The sequence below is a fragment of the Sphingobium sp. S6 genome (genome assembly GCF_905120495.1).
GTDB lineage: Bacteria > Pseudomonadota > Alphaproteobacteria > Sphingomonadales > Sphingomonadaceae > Sphingobium > Sphingobium agri.
The window spans coordinates 28,769-45,890 of record NZ_CAJHOG010000011.1 but is presented as its reverse complement, the minus strand read 5'-3'; the positions used below and the strand labels follow the sequence as shown (position 1 = coordinate 45,890).

At 55.6% G+C, this 17,122-nt stretch carries 14 protein-coding genes; 7 read left to right on the top strand and 7 right to left on the bottom strand.

Going from position 1 to position 17,122, the window contains the following annotated elements; all coding sequences use genetic code 11:
- Window positions 1-10: 10 nt before the first annotated feature.
- Both SPHS8_RS17825 and SPHS8_RS17820 read left to right on the top strand, forming a co-directional pair.
- Entirely contained in the window at window positions 11-229 is a 219-nt protein-coding gene (locus SPHS8_RS17825) for a conjugal transfer protein TraD (protein ID WP_201516674.1), read from the top strand.
- Between the two features lie 36 nt (window positions 230-265).
- A complete protein-coding gene (locus SPHS8_RS17820; RefSeq protein WP_201516695.1) occupies window positions 266-1,822 on the top strand; it encodes a type IV secretory system conjugative DNA transfer family protein in 1,557 nt (518 codons plus the stop codon).
- A gap of 379 nt (window positions 1,823-2,201) precedes the next feature.
- Here SPHS8_RS17820 and SPHS8_RS17815 read toward each other — a convergent pair whose 3' ends face one another.
- The 6 genes from SPHS8_RS17815 to SPHS8_RS17790 form a co-directional block, all read right to left on the bottom strand.
- Window positions 2,202-2,519 carry a hypothetical protein gene (locus SPHS8_RS17815; protein ID WP_236575251.1) on the bottom strand — a complete coding sequence of 106 codons (318 nt, stop codon included), beginning with the start codon at window positions 2,517-2,519 and terminating at the stop codon, window positions 2,202-2,204.
- Window positions 2,520-2,589: 70 nt separating this feature from the next.
- Entirely contained in the window at window positions 2,590-3,459 is an 870-nt protein-coding gene (gene rfbA, locus SPHS8_RS17810; RefSeq protein ID WP_201516673.1) for a glucose-1-phosphate thymidylyltransferase RfbA, read from the bottom strand.
- 25 nt (window positions 3,460-3,484) lie between these two features.
- Window positions 3,485-4,375 (bottom strand): dTDP-4-dehydrorhamnose reductase, encoded by an 891-nt coding sequence (gene rfbD / locus SPHS8_RS17805; protein WP_201516672.1) that lies wholly within the window; start codon window positions 4,373-4,375, stop codon window positions 3,485-3,487.
- Window positions 4,372-5,445, bottom strand: a complete 1,074-nt coding sequence (gene rfbB / locus SPHS8_RS17800; RefSeq protein ID WP_201516671.1) for a dTDP-glucose 4,6-dehydratase — start codon at window positions 5,443-5,445, stop codon at window positions 4,372-4,374. Before rfbB ends, rfbD begins: the two co-directional genes overlap by 4 nt.
- Before the next feature lie 4 nt (window positions 5,446-5,449).
- A complete protein-coding gene (gene rfbC / locus SPHS8_RS17795) occupies window positions 5,450-6,013 on the bottom strand; it encodes a dTDP-4-dehydrorhamnose 3,5-epimerase (protein WP_201516670.1) in 564 nt (187 codons plus the stop codon).
- Between the two features lie 44 nt (window positions 6,014-6,057).
- Window positions 6,058-7,191: a polysaccharide biosynthesis/export family protein gene (locus tag SPHS8_RS17790; protein WP_201516669.1), complete on the bottom strand. Its 1,134-nt coding sequence runs from the start codon at window positions 7,189-7,191 to the stop codon at window positions 6,058-6,060.
- A 268-nt stretch (window positions 7,192-7,459) separates the two neighbouring features.
- Between SPHS8_RS17790 and SPHS8_RS17785 the strand changes: the two genes are divergently transcribed.
- Genes SPHS8_RS17785 through SPHS8_RS17765 form a run of 5 tightly spaced genes read left to right on the top strand, consistent with a single transcriptional unit; the run spans window position 7,460 to window position 16,739 of the window.
- Window positions 7,460-11,641: a CDP-glycerol glycerophosphotransferase family protein gene (locus tag SPHS8_RS17785; protein ID WP_201516668.1), complete on the top strand. Its 4,182-nt coding sequence runs from the start codon at window positions 7,460-7,462 to the stop codon at window positions 11,639-11,641.
- A 44-nt stretch (window positions 11,642-11,685) separates the two neighbouring features.
- Window positions 11,686-13,476 carry a discoidin domain-containing protein gene (locus SPHS8_RS17780; RefSeq protein WP_201516667.1) on the top strand — a complete coding sequence of 597 codons (1,791 nt, stop codon included), beginning with the start codon at window positions 11,686-11,688 and terminating at the stop codon, window positions 13,474-13,476.
- Window positions 13,477-13,523: 47 nt separating this feature from the next.
- Window positions 13,524-14,642: a GDP-mannose 4,6-dehydratase gene (gene gmd, locus SPHS8_RS17775; protein WP_201516666.1), complete on the top strand. Its 1,119-nt coding sequence runs from the start codon at window positions 13,524-13,526 to the stop codon at window positions 14,640-14,642.
- A gap of 1 nt (window position 14,643) precedes the next feature.
- The gene (locus SPHS8_RS17770; RefSeq protein ID WP_201516665.1) at window positions 14,644-15,570 is read left to right on the top strand and encodes a GDP-L-fucose synthase family protein; all 927 of its coding nucleotides are present in this window, start codon (window positions 14,644-14,646) and stop codon (window positions 15,568-15,570) included.
- Window positions 15,570-16,739 (top strand): DegT/DnrJ/EryC1/StrS family aminotransferase, encoded by a 1,170-nt coding sequence (locus tag SPHS8_RS17765; protein ID WP_201516664.1) that lies wholly within the window; start codon window positions 15,570-15,572, stop codon window positions 16,737-16,739. Before SPHS8_RS17770 ends, SPHS8_RS17765 begins: the two co-directional genes overlap by 1 nt.
- 6 nt (window positions 16,740-16,745) lie before the next feature.
- Here SPHS8_RS17765 and SPHS8_RS20520 read toward each other — a convergent pair whose 3' ends face one another.
- The gene (locus tag SPHS8_RS20520) at window positions 16,746-16,925 is read right to left on the bottom strand and encodes a hypothetical protein (protein ID WP_236575250.1); all 180 of its coding nucleotides are present in this window, start codon (window positions 16,923-16,925) and stop codon (window positions 16,746-16,748) included.
- Window positions 16,926-17,122: the final 197 nt, after the last annotated feature.

Genomic DNA, 17,122 nt, shown 5'->3' with positions numbered 1-17,122 from the left:
GGGGTGGGTGATGCAACGCAGGGAGCGTACCCGTCACCTGATTGAACTAGGCGGCCTTGTTCAAAAAGCGGGCCTCGTCGATCTTACAGACGATGATCGTGCGACACTATACGGCGCGCTGCTCGATCTGGCCGCCAAAGCACATGAGGATGGAAACATTATGGCGCTCTGGAAGCGGCGCGGCCACCGCGCATTCGATGCGGAAGCGGAACTGAGCGCGCCATGCTGATGGCCCTCTGCTCAAGCGATTGAAGGAGAAGGAATGATGGCGGTGCCGCTGGTCGGGGGTGAACGGGGTATCAGCGGCGGTTTCGCGGTCGTCGGCGGCATTGCCGTCCTGATCGGCACGCAATGGCTGCTCGGCAAACTGCTCCCGGAATCCATCGCCAGTACCATTGCCTGGGCCGCGCTGGTCGTCTTCGGGGTCGCGGTCTGGAAGTTCAACCAGGGGATGCGCCGCAACGATCTGCTCGGCTCTGCTTCCTTCGGATCGCGGGCCGATGTGCGCGGCCTTGAAACCAACGGGGGTGATCTGCTCATCGGGCGATCGGCGAAATCCGGCAAGCTGCTGCGCTATGATGGTCCGGCCCATCTGCTGACCATGGCCCCGACACGCAGCGGCAAGGGCGTGGGCACCATCATCCCCAATCTGCTCACCCTCGACCGCTCGGTGATCTGCATTGATCCCAAGGGGGAGAATGCCCGCGTTACCGCCAGGGCGCGCGCCACCAAGGGCACGGTCTGGTGTCTCGACCCGTTCGAGGTTTCCGGGCAACCCCCTGCCCGATACAATCCGCTCGACCGACTCGACCCCGCCAGCCTCGACCTGGCCGAAGATGCGATGACGCTGGCTGATGCCCTGGTGCATGATCCAGCGGGACAAGGCGGCGATGCCCATTGGAATGAGGAAGCCAAGGCGCTGATCGTCGGGCTGATCCTCTATGCCGTGGTCCATGAAGAGCGCGAGCATCGCACCCTGGCGACCGTGCGGGACTATCTGACGCTCGCCCCCAAGGCGTTCGCCGATCTGCTCACCCTCATGCAGGACAGCCGCGGCGCGGGTGGCCTGATCGCCCGTGCCGCCAACCGCCAGCTCGGCAAGTCCGATCGCGAGGCCGCAGGGGTGTTGTCCTCGGCCCAGCGGCACACCCATTTTCTCGACAGCCCCCGGATCGTCGCCAGCACAGCGGCATCGGACTTCACCTTCGCAGAGTTGAAGGAAGGGGTGTCCACGGTGTTTCTGTGCCTCCCCCCTGACCGGCTCGACGCCTATTCTCGCTGGCTACGCCTGCTGATCGGCCAGGCGCTCACCGACATGGCGCGCTCGCCCGTTAAACCGGCGCGGCCCGTTCTGTTCCTGCTCGATGAGTTCGCTGCCTTGGGCAAGCTGGAGCCGGTCGAGCGCGCCATGGGGCTGATGGCCGGATACGGGTTGCAGCTCTGGCCGATCTTGCAGGACATGCACCAGCTGCGTGCCCTCTATGGCGAGCGCACGGGCACCTTCCTGTCCAACGCTGGGGTGTTTCAGGCGTTCGGGGTGAACGACCTCGCCACGGCCGAACTGCTTTCAAAGACGCTGGGACAAGAAACCCTCGAATATCAGACGGCGGGTTATTCCAGGGCCAACATGATCGATGGCGGCAAGCTCACCCGGTCGGCCAGCACGCAAATCAGCGCCCGCAACCTCATGAACCCCGACGAAATCATGCGGATGCGGCCCACCGACCAATTGCTGATGCTCCAGGGGCAGCCTCCGTTGCTCGTGGAGAAGATCCGATATTACGATGGACGCGAATTTGCTGGTCTGGCAGATCCCATCTAGGGCCCGATCCCATCCGCTTGTAGCAGCCCATCACTCGGAGCGAGCGCTCTTCGGTATAGCCATCGATTGCACAGGGTACCCTGCCAGAGATCAACGCGAAGCCGCTTGACCTTCATCGAATGCCTTATTTCCGGGAGATTGCCGTATCTGCGGAATTTTAGGGCACGGACAAAAATGAAGGATCGCATACCGCTTAATCGCCTGCTTTGCTGTGGGAACGGCGGCTAAACCCGTTACGACATGAAGCGTCCCGAGATGATCATAGACCATCTCCGAGCGGCCCAGTTCGGCCCTCTGATCGGCAAGCTCTTGGGATCGCAAACAGCGATCGTGTTGGCGCCCTAGGGGTTATCACTCGCGATTTAATTTGTCGATTCGATCAAAACTTCGGCGAAACATCCTCACGCATCGCGTCGATCATGAAGCGCCAAACATTCGCCGCATCACCCTGATAGCCTGATTGCGATTCCTCTGGACCAACATATCGGATAACTGCAGCGCCCGCCTCCGTCATGTGCAGGCTCGGCTCCTGGATCGCATCCAACACGGCTTGAGCCTGCGGCAGATAGCTGCGCCACAAGGGTTTGCCCTCGCGCTCGCCGTCCTCGGCATGGCCATCGAGTTTGCACAGCGCGCGAGCGGCGCGTTCTAGCGGCGTCATGCCGAAGAAGGTCGCAGGGGTGAATGCTTCGGTCAAGGGTAGCATATGCAAGACAATGACAGCGGGCGCATTGATCTGCCTTTCCCCAAATACAGGGGGAAGGTTCTCAGGCCCCGGATAATATACCCTGCAAATAGCGGCCATAATCCGACTTGCCGAGCTTGCCGATCGCCCGTTCCAGTTCCGCTACGCCGATAAACCCTTGTCGGAAGGCGATTTCTTCGGGGCTGGCGATCTTGAAGCCCTGGCGCTTTTCCAGAACGCGAACGAAATCGGCCGCATCAAGCATGCTGTCAGGCGTCCCCGTATCCAACCAGGCAAAGCCGCGGCCCATAATCTCTACATTGAGCTGCCCGCGCTCGAGATAGGCACGATTGACGTCGGTGATCTCCAGCTCTCCACGTGACGAAGGCTCAAGATTGGCGGCGATGCCCACCACCTGTTCGTCATAGAAATAGAGGCCGGTCACCGCCCAGTTGGACTGGGGCTGCACCGGCTTTTCCTCGATGCTGATCGCCCTTTTGGCTTCATCGAAGCTCACCACGCCGTACCGCTCAGGGTCATTCACATGATACGCAAAGACGCTCGCCCCTTCCTTGCGGGAGGAGGCGCTAGCGAGCAGCTCAGGCAGGCCATGGCCATAATAAATGTTATCACCCAGGATCAGCGCCGACTGCTGCCCTGCCACGAAATCCGCGCCGATAATATAGGCCTGCGCCAGCCCATCGGGGCTCGGCTGCTCGGCATACTCGAAGCTCATGCCCCATTGCGATCCATCGCCCAGCAGAGCCTGAAACGCCGGCAGGTCGCGCGGGGTGGAGATGATCAGCACCTCGCGGATGCCCGCCAGCATCAGCGTGCTCAGCGGATAATAGATCATCGGCTTGTCATAGACCGACATCAGCTGCTTCGAGGTCGCCAGCGTCATCGGGTAAAGGCGGGTGCCGCTGCCACCGGCAAGGATGATACCCTTCATATGTCGTCCCCTTCAGGTAATCAGCTCAGGCCGATTCAGCGTGCAGGCGGGCCATCACGCTTTCCAGCGATTGGCGCCAGTCCGGCAAGGCCACGCCATGAACCTTGGCAATCAGGCTGCAATCGAGCCGTGAATTAGCAGGCCGCTTGGCCGGGGTGGGATAGTCAGCGGAGGTGATCCGCTTGACCCGGGCGGATGCGCCGCCCTGCGCAGCCGAAGCGGCGAAGATAGCCTCGGCGAAATCCGCCCAGCTAGCTTCCCCGCTTGCGGTCATATGGAAGACGCCGCGCAGTTCCGGATAGCTACTGGATACCATATTGGTAGCAACGCGGATAATGCTATCGGCGATGTCGGTCGCGCTGGTCGGATTGCCGAGTTGATCGGCGACCACGGACACCTCATCCCGGTCACCCGCCAAGCGCAGCATCGTCTTCACAAAGTTCGCGCCGAACGGGCTGTAGACCCACGCCACGCGCAGGACCGCGCTATTGCCGCCATGAGCGGCCAGCACCGCCTGCTCGCCCGCCAGCTTGGAAGCGCCATAAACGCTCGTTGGTCCTGTCGGATCGCTCTCGACATACGGCCGATCCAGCGTGCCGTCGAAAACATAGTCGGTCGAAACATGGACCAGTGGCACACCCAACATCCTCGCGGCTTCCGCCACTGCGCCCGCACCCGCACCATTTACAGCATGCGCGAGGTCGCCTTCGCTCTCCGCCTTGTCGACTGCGGTATAAGCAGCGGCAGAGACGATGGCGTCAGGGGCAGCAGTCTCAAGTGCACGGGCGACGGACGCCGGATCGGCGAGGTCCAGTTCAGGTCGGCCCAGTGCGATCACCTCATGCCCGGCGGCGGCTCCGCGCTCGATCAGGCTGGTGACGACCTGTCCCGCCTTGCCGGTGACTGCAATCCTCACGCAGCCGCTCCGGCAGGCGCGGGGGCGGCGTTCAGCCCCAGCCTTTGGCCGTTATAACGGTCCCGTAACGGCTTCCACCACCATTCATTGTCGAGATACCAGCGCACCGTCTTTTCGATGCCGCTGTCGAAATTTTCCTGCGCCCGCCAGCCCAGCTCGGTCTCCAGCCTGGTCGCATCAATTGCGTAGCGCGCATCATGGCCAGGGCGGTCAGTGACGAACTCGATCAGTTCTTCGCGCGGGGAATCGGAAGGAACCAACTCGTCCAGCACCGCGCAAATCCGCCGCACCACGTCGATATTGCGCCGTTCGTTACGGCCGCCGACATTATAAGTCTCTCCCGGCACGCCCTTCTCGATGATGAGGTCGAGCGCGCGGGCATGATCATCGACATAGAGCCAGTCGCGCACATTCTCGCCCTTGCCATAGACCGGCAGCGCACGGCCCGCGAGCGCATTCAGAATGGTGAGCGGGATCAGCTTTTCGGGGAAATGATAGGGGCCGTAATTGTTCGAGCAGTTCGACACGACCACCGGCAGGCCATAAGTGCGCTGCCAAGCCTTGGCGAGGTGGTCGGACGCGGCCTTGGACGCCGAATAGGGCGAGCTGGGGTCGTAAGGGGTCGTTTCTTCAAACAGCCCCTCCTCGCCCAGCGAGCCATAGACCTCATCCGTCGAGACGTGGAGGAAGCGGAAAGCGTCCTTCGCTGCCTCGGAAAGCCCGTTCCAATAGCTGCGCGCCGCCTCCAGCAGGGTGAAACTGCCCACGACATTGGTCTGAATGAAATCGGCCGCTCCGGTGATCGACCGGTCGACATGGCTTTCCGCCGCCAGATGCATGATGCGGTCGGGCCGGAAGGTCGCGATCACCTCATCCATCACAGCGCGATCACAAATGTTAGCTTTGAGAAAGCGGTGGTTGCCCTTCTCCTTAACGTCCTTGAGAGAAGCCTCGCACCCGGCATAGGTCAGGGCGTCGATGGTGAGGACCTCATAGTCTTTCTCCAGCGCCAAATAGCGGACGAGGGCCGAACCGATGAAGCCGGCACCGCCGGTAACGATCACGCGCATGGCGTCATTTCCCCCAAGTGAAATAGGCTGGAAGCTCCGCGAGCAGCGGCTGCTGTCTATCCTTCGGCGAAAGCGTATGGGGATCAGCGACCTTGGGCCAGTCTATGCTAATCGCCGGATCATCCCAGCGAAGCCCCTTGTCGCATTCAGCGCTGTAATAGCCGGTCACCTTGTAGCAGATGACCGTGTTGGGTTCGAGCGAGCAGAAGCCATGCGCAAAGCCCGGCGGAATCCAGAGCTGCTTGCCATTGTCTGGAGTCAGCGTCTCGGCCGCCCATTGTCCAAAAGTGGGTGAGCCCTGACGGATATCGACGGCAACATCAAACAGAGCGCCGGCAGTGCAGCGGACCAGTTTGCCCTGGGCGTACGGTTCGCTCTGGAAATGCAGACCGCGGATTGTGCCCGGGCGCACGCTACGGGATTCATTATCTTGAACGAACGTCCAATTCCCGCAGTGCTGGGTAAACAGGTCCGCGCGAAAGGTTTCTGCAAAAAAGCCGCGTTCGTCCCCGATATGACGGGGGGTCAGGAGCTTGAGGCCAGCGATATTAAAGGATTTCGTTTCCACCTGCTCACTTCATTCGAGGCGGCTCTCTGCCATTGACCCCAACGCTATTTCACCGCCTGCACGGCAGCGGTAACGGTCAAGACCGGAGAAAATAATTGGCTGATCAACTGAATAAGCTTGCTGGGCTGGTTGGCAGCCGCATTGCCGAAGTAAAGAACATCCTTGTCCCGCATAGAGAAGCGCTGGGCAAGGAAATAAGATCCGGTTTTCATCATGTTGAGATGATAAACTTTCGGAACCTCATTGCCCTGCTCATCCCGGACATAGCGGAACACGAAGATCGCGGCAGGATTGCCAATATTGGGATTAGCGCCACCTGCGGTAGCTATCGCTTCTGCAAGAGAAACCGTCGAACGACGGAATGGAACCTGTTCAACCCGTCCGGAAGCCCCTAGAATGGAAAAAGTACGAGGGTCATCGATCAACATCAGTCGATCACCGGGGTAGGCCCTTATGTCCAGCTTGGGATTTTCGATAAGATCATTGATCCGAATATCGACGCTTTGTCCACCCCGGACAATCCGGAGCAACAAATCCTTGGCTTCTCCACGATAACCGCCCGCAAGAGCGATCACGTCAGACAGCGTCTCCCGGTTCGTCTGCAATACGAGACGACCCGGTCTTGCTACGTCTCCCCCGACGATAATCGAATTGGTGATGGCCTGACTTAGGGTCACGATCACCTGCGGGTTTTGCGACAGGCGGGATAGCGAATTGCGGATCATCGCCTCAACCTCCCCCGTGGTGATCCCCGCCACATGAAGCACGCCAGCGTAAGGAATGGTGATGTCACCCAGATCATCAACGCGAGTTGGCGGTAGCTTCTGAACCTGAACGCCCGGGCTCGCTGCTATCTGATTCAATCCTCCGGCACTGCTGCCATTGGAGAATAATGTGACGCCTGCTTCATAGATGTTGATGTCAAGAACATCGCCAGGACCGATCCTGTCGGTCGGCGGTGGCGCAAGCTCGGGCAGCAAGGCTGCCGGTGCCACAACCGCGTCCGGGTTTGGCACCTCCGTAATTGTTCTAATCTGAACCAGCTGGATCGGTGCTCCATCATCCGGAGCGATCGCCGTTTTCCTGACCTGCCCCCCTGTAGGGCCATTTGAAGGCAGTGAGGCACATCCCGCGAGTCCGGCGAGCAGAGCTAGATATATGGTGTTCTTAACTTGCATCGCTCATGATCTCGAAGGCTTGCGACAACGACGGGGGCACGCCTTAGCATCGGCCTTCAGGAATGGACAATAGGCCCACTTACGATTGTGCTGATTGCACGCCGAGGCTTCTGGTGCGGGTACCTAACCGATGCCTCACTCCTTCCGATATTGGCCCTGATAACCTTGGCCTCCTCACTATTTTCATCCTCGGGAAGCATTTGCCGCCCATCCCAAACGGTGTATGCGCTGCGCGACGCTTGCCCATGGTTATAGGTTCAGGGGGATTATGAAATACGCGGCATTTTCTTCGGTTCGCGCATTCAGAAAAGTAGCTGCCCCGAAAGCTGATCGCCGCATGGCGAACATCCGCAACACGCTTCACCAATCGGGACTGTTCAACGCCGAATTTTATCAGGAAAAATACCACGGGCAGTTGCCCGAGGGCATGAACCCTCTTGATCATTATATTCTGGAGGGAGCTGCCAAGCGCTTCGCTCCTAGCCCTTGGTTCGACACGGCTTTCTACCTCACCAAAAATCCGGACGTCGCCCGCGCAGGTTTGAACCCGCTACTCCATTTTGCACAGCATGGCTGGCAGGAACTGCGCAGCCCTTCACCCAAATCCTATGATTTTGTCTGGCACTGGGTGATGGAGAACAAGGACACATCCTACCTCCAGAACCCGATGCAGCGCCACTGCGCGCAATATCGTTCTGCCGGGGAAGACGTCCTGGTGCGGGCACAGGCCCCCCTGACCGCAGAAGAAGTCCCGCTGTTCGCGGAGGCTTGCCGATCGGTCCTCACCAGGCATAAACTCCATGAAAGCGCGCTGTGCATCATCGGTGAATATGCGGTTCAGAACAGCTTGTGGTCTTCTGCGGAAGACGCATATCACGCTCTGATATTGCAACGCCCGGATGTCCTGAATTACCGATTGGCGCTGGCGAACGCTGTCGAGCGGCAGGGCCGGACCTGGCAGGTTGCCGACATCCTCAGGGACGCAGCGAAGCAGGCGCCTGACAATGCGGATCTGCCGTTTCGCCTGGGCGACGCGCTCGAAAGGATGGGGCGCCATGCAGAAGCCGCCTCCGCATTTGCCGAAGCCCTTGCGATCAAGGACGGATCGGCTGACTGGCACTATCGCCATGGCTATGCGCTGGAACGGGCAGGAGAACAGGGACAGGCCAAGGCGGCCTATGACGCCGCCCAAAAGCGAGACAAGAAACTCAATTCGGCCAAATTCGGGGTCGGCGTATTTCACCAGGCTCGCGGATTGTACAAGGATGCTGCGGACGCCTATGCCGCCACTGCGGCGGAGAACCCCATCAATCCCGAGCTATGGTTCAAGCTGGGTTTCGCCTATGATCGCTGCTACGAGTGGGCCAAGGCGCAACACGCTTATTCCGTCGCTATATCTCAGCAATTTGATCGCCCCTACTGGCATTACCGGCTCGGCTTCGTGCTGGAGCGGCAGGAGAAATGGCAGGAATCCGCTGGCGCCTACCGAACAGGCGCGGACATGGACACAGAGCACCGTGCCTACTGGTACTATCGCTGCGGCTATGTGTTTGAAAAGGCCAGCGCCTATATCGAGGCATGCTCTGCCTATCTGCTAACCAGCAAGCCCTTGTGGGAAGCCTACAAGGCTTCGGGGCCGGCCTTTTACGCCCAGTGGCTTCCGCAAGCGCGAGCAGACGCCGCATCAGCTAACGCTGACGTTCTTCGCATTGTCGAGGGATTGGCGGGGGCAGTCGGCCAGTATGCAGCCGGAGTTTCGCGCGAGGGCAAGGTACCGGCCATCCACAGGCGGGCCAGCCACGCTCACGCGCAAGCAAAACTGTTGGAAATGCAGGGTCAGCTGGAACCGGCAGTACAGACCTACCGGTTGGCGCTGGACCTAAGCCCCGATCACCGGCCCGCATGGCATCGCGACCTAGGCGGATTGCTGGCGCGGCTCGGCAGATACAACGAAGCCTGCGAAGCATTCCGCAATTCACGGATACTGAAGCGCGCATACGGCGTAGATATCACCAAGTATGAAGCCAGCAAGGGCGCCAAGGCTCGCATCGAATATTGCGAATATCTGGAAACGCTGCCAATTCGAAGGAATACGATACTGTACGATAGCTGGTTAGGAGGAGCTATTGGGTGCAACCCCTATGCCATTTTCCGCTACGTCATAGATCGACCAGAATTTTCGGGATGGACGCATATCTGGGCCATAAACGATCCGTTAGGTATCCCTGAAGAATATGCCGGTAGAGATAACGTAATTTTCATTCCCCGCGACTGCGATTCCTACCGTCGTTACTTGGCTACGGCCGAGTATCTTATCAACAATGTTACCTTCCCCTACTGGTTTATCCGTCGGGAGGAACAAAAATACCTCAACACCTGGCATGGCACTCCACTAAAAGCGCTCGGCAGAGACGTAAAAAGAGAGTTCATGACGCATGGCAACGTGACTAGGAACTTCGTCCATGCCACGCACTTGTTGAATCCAAATCGCCATACCAGCGACGTTATGATGAGACGCTATGACGTTGATGGGATATATGCAGGAAAGGTGGCGGAAACAGGCTATCCCCGCATTGATCAGGTAGCCAATCCAGATGAGAATCGTAGGCGGCAGCTTCTGAAGGAACTAGGGCTTCGAGCCGACAAACCTGTTGTGCTCTACGCACCGACATGGCGGGGCGTCCAAGGCAAACCGCAAACCGACACCGATCGGGTTATTGCCGATGTATCTGCCATGGTCAGTGAGGATTATCAGTTGGTATTCCGCGGCCATCATTTGATGGAATCTGCGATTTCCGGACTAGATATTCCCGTTGCCGTGGCGAGGCAGCGGATCGATAGCTGCGATTTGCTATCTATTGCAGATGTTTTGGTAACAGACTATTCAAGTATTCTTTTTGATTTCCTGCCTACCGGGCGCCCCATCGTATACTATGCCTATGACCTAGAAGAATATGGCGCAGGGCAAGGATTTTATTTCGATATAGCCGATCTTCCCGGAACCTTATGCAAGATCATGGAGGAAGTTCGAGAAGCGGTCCGCCAGGGACTGGGACAATCCGTCAAAGACGACCCTTCATATCAACAGGCACTCACCCAATTCTGCCCCTTTGAGGACGGAAATTCTACTAAGCGTGCAGTGGAATTCTTTTTTTCGTGCTCAGACAAATATGTGGTCGACTGCTACAATGACTCTCGCAAATCTATCGTGATGTATAACGGGATGTTCCCTATTAATGGAGTTACATCGTCATATCTGAGCCTGCTCCGTAGCCTTGAAGGCGAAAACATTCAAATTACGACGCTATTTGATCCAGCGAAGATAAGGATTGATTCCGTACGCATCAAAAATTTTAGATCGATGCCCGATAGTGTCAAATGCGTCGCCCAGCTAGGTGCAATGGTACTGAATCCGGAAGAAACCGATATTGTCGCGCGATTAAGCGCCCAGCGTATCCCCGCAAGTGAGGAGATGTGGGCGATTTACCTCCGTGCCTATGGACGGGAATACAGACGTGTATTCGGAGACGCCAAACACGACACGTTTGTGAACTTTGAGGGTTACAACTCAATGGTTGCTCACATTGCTGCTGCCGCGCCGGCACATGTCCGAAAGATCATGTATCTACACAACGATATGATCGGAGAACGTGATGTAAGGCTTCCGCACCTTGAGAGAATATTCCGGTTATACAACCACTATGACAGTTTGGTTTCTGTATCTCGTTCGATTTGCGAGGTTAATTCTGACAAACTTCGAGGCGAATTGGATATAGATCATTCAAAATTTGTGTTTTGCGAGAATACAATAGATGCAGGCAGTATCGTCACTATGTCGGAATTGCCCATAGATGACGAACTCAAGCCTTGGTTTGGAGGCAGAACTACCTTTTTGTGTCTAGCCAGAATGTCGCCTGAAAAAGGGCAGGCCAAGCTCGTTCGGGCGTTCGCAAAAGTACGGGAACAACGCCCCGACGCAAAATTGGTTATTCTCGGTGACGGGCCATTACGTCAGGAACTCGCTTTGCTTGTGGAGAAGCTGGGAATCAGCGACAGCGTGAAACTAGCTGGCGCAAGGATAAATCCATTTCCCGCGCTGAAAGCATCTGATTGCCTCGTGCTCTCCTCTGACCATGAAGGGCAAGGCTTGGTTCTGATTGAAGCGCTGGTATTGGGCAAGCCAATCATCGCGACCGATATCGTCACCAGTCGCGATGTACTGGGTGATGAATATGGGGAACTGGTCGAGAACAGCGAGGACGGCTTGCGCAGAGGCATGCTTGCTTTCCTCGAAAAAGGCGTGAGACCATACTCTTTCAGCGCATCAGAATATCAAGCTCGCGCTGTCACGAGTTTCCGCAATGTCGTGCTTTCCGAAAAGGAAGATGGGCCGGGGCATTCAATGGCCCGGATCGACACGTCTCGGCGTCGCGAGGCATCAACGCACTAAACCTTGGCTCAGCGCCATTCAGGACGACACAAGATCGCATATCCATGATACAATCATACAAGATCATTAATGTCGCGCCGGGAAAGACAGCCAAAATTGGAAGTCAGTCCCGATGGTCTACGCCCCGGGACAGTACTGACGTACTCAAAGATAATGATAGAACTTTTTCGTTTCATACTTCGGGAGACGATTTCCCCTATCTTGAGATTGACCTGCATGATGCCTATCGCATTGAAAATTTAAGGATTTTTAATAGGAAGGGCAGTCATCAATATCTGGCTCGAACGATCATCGTGGAAGCTTCCCGCGATGGAGTCAGCTGGATAGTGCTGCACAGCGGTTTAGTTTATTGGTCGGAATGCTTTGAAATTCCGTGCAGTGGAATGCTTCAGGCGCGTTACGTACGACTCCGATTGGCGGAGAAAACATATTTTCACCTCCACCACATCGAAGTGAACGCACGTGTATATGCGAAGTTTGACAAGCCTGTTTTTGTCGGCCGAAGGACGGATGGCTTAGGTGAGCGCCTTAACGCTCTGATCAATGCAATCCGGTTGAGCGATATTTTCCAAACCGACTTCATTTTTTCATGGAGCGATAGGCTGGCAGACGACCCATTTCACGCGATCATGCCAATTGGTCGCATGTTTTCGCAGGATTTTATCGCGAAGCACCATGTCCCCTTAGCGGATACCCGAGGAGCATGGGAGTTCGACAATCAGAAGCAGTCGTTGGCGGCGGTGGAATGGGCATTGTGCAGCCACGGGGGAATCGCCGGTCCTCGCACTTCCCTTTCAGATCACATTTCGGGCGCGGCGGACATTTTACATGACGCGAGCCCCAGCGATGCTTTCAAAAGAATAGGATTTTCCGAGGAAGTCAATGAGGCGATTCTTCTAGCCAAGACAACGCCCATTCCACCCGAGGCGGTAGCTATCCACCTTAGAAGCGGCGACATCTTCTATAAAGATTATCGGAAATATGTTCATTATACGTATAAGGGAATGACCATACCCATCGCCAAAGCAATGATCCGCAAATTTTCTGCTGAGGGTGACAGCGTATATATTTTCGGAGAAGACAAAGAACAAATTGAGTATCTTTCCCAAGTATGTTTTGCGGTAAACTCATCCAAACTCAATGCCGACAAAACCGCTTCCATGGAACGGCACCAGAAGGCGATGTATGATCTCGTTCTTCTATCACGATTTAAGAAAATCTTGAGCGGATCCAGTGGTTTCGCGCGACAGGCTTCTTGGATTGGCGGAGGCCGCCTTATCTCGCCGAACGAGATCTTTGATGCCGAGCAACAGCATCGGATATCCATCGAAGATTTGCAAAATAATCGTGATAAATATAACTCATTGCAGACTTCATTCGGGTATTGGCACGCATATTATTACGGGCGAAACAAGAGAGAACTACATAATAGCATTGATGCCCTTAACAATGCTAAGATATTTGATCCAGAGAACGAACTTTATCCTTTGATATTGTCTAGCCTGTTCGTGATGAATGATGATTTATTGGAAAGCCAGCAAGTCTTGGAAACCTTGTTTCTCGACCGCCACGCCACGGGATCCCTTAAAGAGATTTTTCGTATTTTCACTGCCAAAACCCTAAACGCCTATAACCTGCAGGAATATTTTCCGCATTTCGAGCGCGCGGCGCTGTCGGGCAGCTTTATGCATTGCGCACTTATGGCGGAACTGTCCTTCTCCAAAGGCGACGAAACCGGCGCTACAGCCTATTTGGAACGATACAAAGCCGGATGCTCTCACCTGAAACAAAAATTGTTTGAAGCAGTACTGGCTCATCTCGAAAATCGGCCGTGATACAGCGGCTCTCATTTACAGCGAAATTGCACGAGGACCCTTGCATAATGAAGCGCGCTCTTATTACCGGGATCACCGGTCAGGATGGTTCATACCTTGCAGAATTTCTGCTGGAGAAAGGGTATGAGGTTCACGGCATCAAGCGCCGCGCATCCTCGTTCAATACGCAGCGGATTGATCACATATATGAAGATCCCCACCGCGATGATGCACGCTTCAAGCTACATTATGGCGATCTTTCAGACACGTCTAACCTGACACGAATTCTGGCTGAGATTCGTCCCGACGAGGTGTACAATCTCGGCGCCCAAAGCCATGTGGCCGTCAGCTTCGAAGCGCCCGAATACACCGCCGACGTGGACGCAATCGGCACTTTGCGGTTGCTTGAGGCCATTCGCTTCCTGGGCCTTGAAAAGAAGACGCGCTTCTATCAGGCATCGACATCAGAACTCTACGGCCTCGTTCAGGAAACCCCACAAAGGGAGAGCACGCCCTTTTACCCGCGCTCACCCTATGCAGTAGCCAAACTTTATGCCTACTGGATTTGTGTGAACTATCGCGAATCTTACGGCATGTACGCGTGTAACGGCATTCTCTTCAATCACGAAAGTCCCCGCCGTGGCGAGACTTTCGTCACCCGGAAGATCACGCGAGGCCTGGCTAACATCGCTCAAGGACTAGAGCCCTGTCTGTACATGGGCAACATCGATGCGCTGCGCGATTGGGGACATGCTAAGGATTATGTCCGAATGCAGTGGATGATGCTTCAGCAGGACCAGCCCGAGGACTTTGTGATCGCTACGGGCAAGCAATACTCGGTCCGCCAGTTCATCCTGTGGGCTGCCGCTGAGCTGGGGATCTCCGTGTCCTTTCAAGGCCAGGGCCCGGAGGAGGTTGCAATCGTCGAAAGCATTACCGGTGACGCCGCGCCGGCGCTTAAGCCAGGCGACGTGATCATGCGCATCGATCCGCGCTATTTCCGCCCGGCCGAAGTGGAAACGTTGCTCGGCGATCCGGGCCGTGCCAAAGCAAAACTTGGATGGGAACCTCAGATTACCGTGCAGGAGATGTGCGCAGAGATGGTGCAGGAGGATCTCAAGGCCGCGCAGCAAGCCAGGCTGCTGGTGAACCACGGCTATGCATCCGTGATGGCACGCGAGAACTGAAATGGCGGGCAAGCTCTTCATTACCGGCGGCTCTGGCATGGTAGGCCGGCACATACAGGTCCATCCGATGGCTGCTGAGTGGGAGATACTGGCGCCGACTAGCCAAGAACTCGACCTTCGTAACAGCACGCAAGTGGCCGACTATATTACCGAGAGGCAACCTGATCTGGTTGTGCACTGTGCAGGAAAGGTTGGAGGCATACGCGCCAATATTGCAGCGCCGGTCGATTTCCTTGATCAGAATGTCATGATCGGGCGCAATGTTGTCATGGGCGCTCGCGCGGCGGGAGTGAAGCGGCTGATCAACTTGGGATCTACCTGCATCTATCCTCGCAATGCCCCTAACCCCCTTAATGAAAAAATGATACTGACGAGCGAATTGGAGCCGACAAACGAGGGTTACGCGCTTGCTAAGATCGTTGCCTTGCGACTTTGCGAATATATTCGGCGGGAAGATCCTGCCTTCCTTTATAAGACGCTGATCCCATGTAACCTTTACGGCGAATACGACAAATTTGATCCGCAAAATTCACATTTGCTGCCAGCAATCATCCACAAGGTCCACCAGGCACGGGAAAGAGATGAGAAAAGCGTCGAAATATGGGGCGACGGAAAGGCTCGGCGCGAGTTCATGTACTCAGGCGATCTAGCCGATGCTGTTTTCAAGGCCGCAGCTAACTTAGAGACTACCCCGGACTTGATGAACGTCGGCGTCGGAGCCGACCACTCGATCAACGACTATTATGCAATCGTTGCTCGAGTAATTGGGTGGGAGGGCAGCTTCATCCATGACCTAAGTAAGCCGGTCGGGATGACACAAAAGCTGTGCGACACGACCCGTCAAACAGCGTGGGGATGGCGCGCGGAAACCTCTCTCGAGAGCGGCATCGCCAAGGTATACCAATATTATAAAGAAAGAATCTCCTAATGAATTCTCACCGCTTCCCTTTGGCGACCTCATCTTGGGATCAAGCCGAGCAAGACGCCCTCCAGCGAGTCATTGAATCCGGAATGTTCTCAATGGGTCCCGAGGTGCAGAATTTTGAAAGGCAATTCGCCGAATTCTTTGGTGTAAAGCATGCTGTAATGGTGAACTCCGGATCCTCGGCAAATTTGTTGATGACTGGCGCACTATTTTACAGTAAAAACTCTGATTTTCTCCTTAATCCTGGTGATGAAGTTATTGTTCCGTCTGTTAGTTGGTCGACTACATATTATCCGCTTGCGCAATATGGCCTAGTACAAAAATTTGTTGATGTTGATCGTAATACATTGAACTATGATCTTGATGCCTTAGAGAGTGCAGTAACGGATAATACTCGCGCCATCATGATTGTTAATTTGCTCGGAAATCCCAATGATTTTGATCGAATCGGAAAGATTGTTGGGGATCGTAAGATTGTGCTTCTCGAAGATAACTGTGAAGCAATGGGTGCGACTTTCAAGGGGCGGCAAGCTGGAACTTTCGGTACTGTAGGCAGCTTTTCCTGTTTCTTCTCGCACCACATCTCCACGATGGAGGGCGGCATGGTGGTGACTGACGATGAAGAACTCTACCATATCATGCTCTCGATGCGGTCACACGGTTGGACTCGTCACTTACCCAAGACAAATCACGTAACTGGTACAAAGTCTGACGATGCGTTCGAGGAGAGCTTTAAATTCGTTCTCCCTGGGTACAATCTGCGGCCATTGGAAATGTCGGGTGCACTCGGGCAAGCTCAACTTAAGAAGCTACCGAATATAATAGAAGGACGCCGGGCCAATGCTGCTACATTCATAGATAAGCTTGCAAACCACCCATTGTTTACGCTTCAGCACGAAATTGGTGAAAGTAGTTGGTTTGGCTTTTCACTGCTGTTGAGGCCGGATATTGATATCAGCCGTTCCACTGTCGTTGAAAAGCTAGTAAATCTAGGCTTCGAATGCCGCCCAATCGTGGCAGGCAATTTTGCCAAGAACCCGGTGATGCAACATATTCCGCATACGGTCCACGGGTCTTTAGAAGGTGCAGAATTTATCGATGCGAACGGCCTGTTCGTCGGTAATCATCATTACCCTATTCCCGAAGCAGCCGAAGTTCTCGCGGCCCTCTAGACTAGGTCATAGATCTTTAATTTTCAGGGCTGGATCGGCGTTGCCCCAATTGAGGGTTTCGCGGTTCTGTTCGCGTTCGCCGAGCCGAAGTTCGGTCGTGCTGTGACCCTGTTCCGAATCTTCCGCCAACCAGAACGAGAGATCCGGCGCCTCATCGGCCGGGGTTAACTCCGGCCGATGAAGCAAATTCGGCAGGCGTCATGAACCCTGGGGATGTGTGAGGGCGGTCTCGCTCCGTCCTCTCGATCCTGGCTTCGTCGACCTTTCCGGCGAATTCTCCAGGATCAGGTTGTCGAGTACGCTGTCAGCCAACCGGCGCATCAATTTGCCGTTCTCGTCCTCCAACTGACGAAGCCGGCGAGTATCTGACACCTCCACCGCCG